Genomic DNA, 3,806 nt, shown 5'->3' with positions numbered 1-3,806 from the left:
GGAGTTTTACGAGGTGACAGAAGCTGAGCCGACGGTAGCAACTCTGAGGGCCGAGCTGCTGGCTTGGGAGCACATCTACAACACGGTGCGGCCTCACCAGTCTTTAGGCTACAAGACACCCAAGGAGCTCCTCCAAGCCAAGGGCTATTATCAACCTAGAAAGGAGTGGTGTACAGGAGGTACTGAACGAGCACACCAACTTGACGCTCAACGACCCCCTATGTTATAATCCCGCCTGTGCCACGGTAGTACACCTAAGGAGTGGGACATGCAATTTCGCGATTATTGGCGAGTTCTTAGTAAACGCTGGTGGCTTATCCTCCTGGTAGCCATCACTGCTTTCAGCGGAAGTGTCATCTATAGCAAACTCCAAACTCCTATCTTCCGCTCCACGGTGAAACTGGACGTCTCTCCTTCCCGCTACGACTACGGGCTTACCCTCGTTATCGAGAACCTGCTGCGCCAGTACGGCGAGCAGCTCCAAACGGATAAGCTGGCTGAAACGGTAAGCGAGCGACTCAAGCTCGATCTCCCCGCCGAGGTTCTAAGGAAAAAGGTAAAAGTCAGTCCTGTCCTGGAGAACTACGCCCTTCAAATAGATGTGGATGACCCAGACCCCAACCGCGCCCGTGATATCGCCTATGTCTGGGCCAGCGAATTTATCAAGATGCATCAAATCAGGATGGCCCCGCTCGATCCAAAGGATCGCATCGAGGTGACCATTCGTGATAATCCGCGGCCAGGGGAATTGATCTGGCCTAAGACGAGGGCCAATGCTATTGCCGGGGCCTTGCTAGGTCTACTGGTAGGTATCCTCTTGGTCTTCCTCCTGGAATATCTGGACGATACCCTGAAGACCAGTGAGGACGTTGAGCGCTATGTATCCTTGACTACCCTTGGCGCCATCCCCAGTCTTCGTTCAGCCAAGGTGATAGAAACAGCTAGGGACAAACGCAAGTCCACACACCGTCCCGAAGGGAGTGAACCACTTGTCAGACGAATATGAGAACCTGATCACCCTGCTCGACCCTAAGTCGCCCATCTCTGAGGCTTACCGAACCCTGCGCACAAATATCCAATTTTCCCAACTGGATAAACCGACTCGAACAATTATGGTCACCAGTACGACTCCAGAGGAGGGTAAATCGACCACCCTGGCTAACCTGGCCATCACCTTTGCCCAAGATGGGCACAAGGCGATCCTGGTTGACTGCGACTTGCGCCGCCCTAACATTCACAGGCTCTTCGGCTTGCCTAATACTGATGGTTTAACCAGCCTGGCTCTCAACGAGAAACTCACCAAACTGCCCTTACAGGAAACTTCCGTCCCCAACCTGCGTATCCTGACCAGCGGTCCCCTTCCCCCAAACCCCTCAGAGCTATTGGGATCGGCCCGCATGGACCAGATAATCGCCTCCCTTAAGGAAGAGGCCGACTATGTCCTTTTTGATTCCCCGCCAATAATCGCCGTCACTGATGCTGCTGTCCTGGGGCGCAAAGTGGATGGCGTCTTGCTCGTAGTTAGGGCAGGCAAAACCAAGCGCGAGCATGCAGCTAAAGCGAAACTGCTCTTAGAGAAGGTCAATGCCAATATCCTCGGCGTAGTGCTCAATAATGTTAAGTTTGAGAGTAGTCTGTACTGCTATTACGTCGAGTAGGAAGCCTGGGTCCCGATGATTGACATCCATACGCACCTCCTGCCAGGCCTGGATGATGGGGCGGAAACATTGGAAGAAGCCCTCGCTATGGCCAGGACAGCCCAGGCCGATGGCATAACTCAGATTGTCGTCACTCCTCATAGTAGCGACTGGAGCTATTTCAGCGGACGGGCAGATGTACTAAGCCGACTGGAAACCCTGCGTGCTGCTCTAACTGAAGAAGCGATCGCCCTAGACCTCTCGCCAGGTGTCGAGGTGCATATCAGTCCTTATATCCTTGGATGGCTTCAAACGGGAAAGGTATTTCCCCTGAATGGCAGCCGTTATCTGCTCCTCGAGATGCCTCTGTTCCAGTACCCCTCTTATTCCGAACGAGTCATCTTCGAGCTACAAATCAGCGGTTTTGTGCCAATCATCGCCCATCCAGAGCGCAATGCTATCATTCAGAAGGACCCTAACCTCTTATATCACCTGGTTGCCAAAGGGGCACTGGCCCAAATCACGGCTGGAAGCCTAAGCGGACACTTCGGGAGCCAGGCCAGAGAGGCTGCTCAGGTGATGCTTACCCACAACCTGGCCCATATCATTGCCTCTGATGCCCACTCAATGCATACCCGTCCACCCGTCCTTTCTGATGGGCTACGTTACGCCACGGAGCTGATCAGCGAGGAACAGGCTAAGGCTATGGTCACCAGCATCCCTCAAGCGATCCTCAATGATGAGGTGCCCAATCTCTCAGTGCCTATAGCCTATGAGCCGAAGAAAATCTGGACCGCCTGGAGGTAGCAAACGATGAAGGGTCTCATTCTTAGCGGTGGCAAAGGAACCCGCTTACGACCGATCACTTACACGGGTGCCAAACAGCTCGTTCCAGTAGCCAATAAGCCCGTACTTTTCTACGCCATAGAGGATTTAGTTGAGGCTGGCATCAATGATATCGGCATCGTTGTCGGCGATACCAAGGATCAGATTATGGCGGCCGTCGGGAATGGCCGCCAGTTTGACGCCAGGATTACTTATATCGAACAAGAAGCGCCACTGGGAATCGCCCATGGGGTCAAGATCGCTGAATCCTTCCTGGGGAAAGAACGTTTTGTTCTCTTCCTGGGTGATAACTTCATCCGCGATGGCATTGTGCCCCTTGTCCGTAGATTTGAAGACGACTCCCTGAACTGCCAAATCCTTCTCTACCAAGTGAAAAATCCACAGGATTTCGGCGTCGCTGAGCTGCGCGATGGAAGAGTGGTACGGCTCGTCGAGAAACCAAAGGAACCTAAGAGCGACCTGGCTGTTATCGGCATCTATATGTTCGACCACCATGTCTTCGAGGCTGTACATAACATTAAGCCGTCGGCACGCAATGAACTGGAGATAACAGATACGATCCAATACCTGATCGATAAGGGCTATACGGTGCATCCTGAGATAATCAGCGGCTGGTGGATCGATACTGGGAAAAAGGACGACCTCCTTGAGGCCAATCGTTTGATCCTGGAAACATTCGATACCACCATCCTCGGCTCCATCGACCAGAAATCACAAGTTTACGGCAAGGTTGTCATTCAGGAGGGAGCAGAGATAAAGAACAGTGTCCTAAGGGGCCCAATCATCATCGGCGAAGGGACCCAAATCAGCAATTCGTATATTGGGCCATTCACCTCGATTTACCATCATTGCTTTATTGCTGATAGTGAGATTGAACACAGCATCGTCTTGGAAAACAGCCGCATCATTGATATACATCATCGCATTGAGGATAGCCTCATTGGCCGAAATGTTGAGATCAGCAAATCACCTACCAAACCCAAGGCGTACAAGATGATGCTTGGCGATTACAGTAAGGTAGGGATCATCTAGGGGTCAGGCCCTAGAGGTCAGAGGCTACAGAGCAGAATTCTAGGGGCCTGCCCCGGCCCACCCCTTCTCCCACCGGAGCAAGGGGAGATCAAGGAGGGAGGGCGCAGCCCCACCACCTGAAGTGAATCGGGATACAGCCTAGATCCGATCCCCCCTTCTCCCACCGGAGCAAGGGGAGATCAAGGAGGGAGGGCGCAGCCCCACCACCTGAAGTGAATCGGGATACAGCCTAGATCCGATCCCCCCTTCTCCCGTCGGAGCAAGGGGAGATCAAGGAGGGAGGGCGCAGCC

The 3,806-nt window shown here is 53.2% G+C and carries 5 protein-coding genes; all 5 read left to right on the top strand.

The annotated features are described in order from the left end of the window. A partial coding sequence (locus M1136_01775; protein ID MCL5074368.1) for a transposase occupies positions 1–229 on the top strand: 229 nt, incomplete at its 5' end. Positions 230–268: 39 nt separating this feature from the next. Further along, complete coding sequence (locus M1136_01770; GenBank protein MCL5074367.1) at positions 269–1,006, top strand: Wzz/FepE/Etk N-terminal domain-containing protein; 738 nt, start codon at positions 269–271, stop codon at positions 1,004–1,006. Beyond that, the gene (locus tag M1136_01765) at positions 981–1,658 is read left to right on the top strand and encodes a CpsD/CapB family tyrosine-protein kinase (GenBank protein ID MCL5074366.1); all 678 of its coding nucleotides are present in this window, start codon (positions 981–983) and stop codon (positions 1,656–1,658) included. Before M1136_01770 ends, M1136_01765 begins: the two co-directional genes overlap by 26 nt. 15 nt (positions 1,659–1,673) lie before the next feature. Further along, positions 1,674–2,444 (top strand): tyrosine protein phosphatase, encoded by a 771-nt coding sequence (locus M1136_01760; GenBank protein MCL5074365.1) that lies wholly within the window; start codon positions 1,674–1,676, stop codon positions 2,442–2,444. A 6-nt stretch (positions 2,445–2,450) separates the two neighbouring features. Continuing rightward, a complete protein-coding gene (locus M1136_01755; GenBank protein ID MCL5074364.1) occupies positions 2,451–3,515 on the top strand; it encodes a glucose-1-phosphate thymidylyltransferase in 1,065 nt (354 codons plus the stop codon). Positions 3,516–3,806: the final 291 nt, after the last annotated feature.

Source organism: Chloroflexota bacterium (assembly GCA_023475225.1).
Lineage (GTDB): Bacteria > Chloroflexota > UBA6077 > FW602-bin22 > JAMCVK01 > JAMCVK01.
This window is presented reverse-complemented; position numbering and strand designations above follow the sequence as displayed.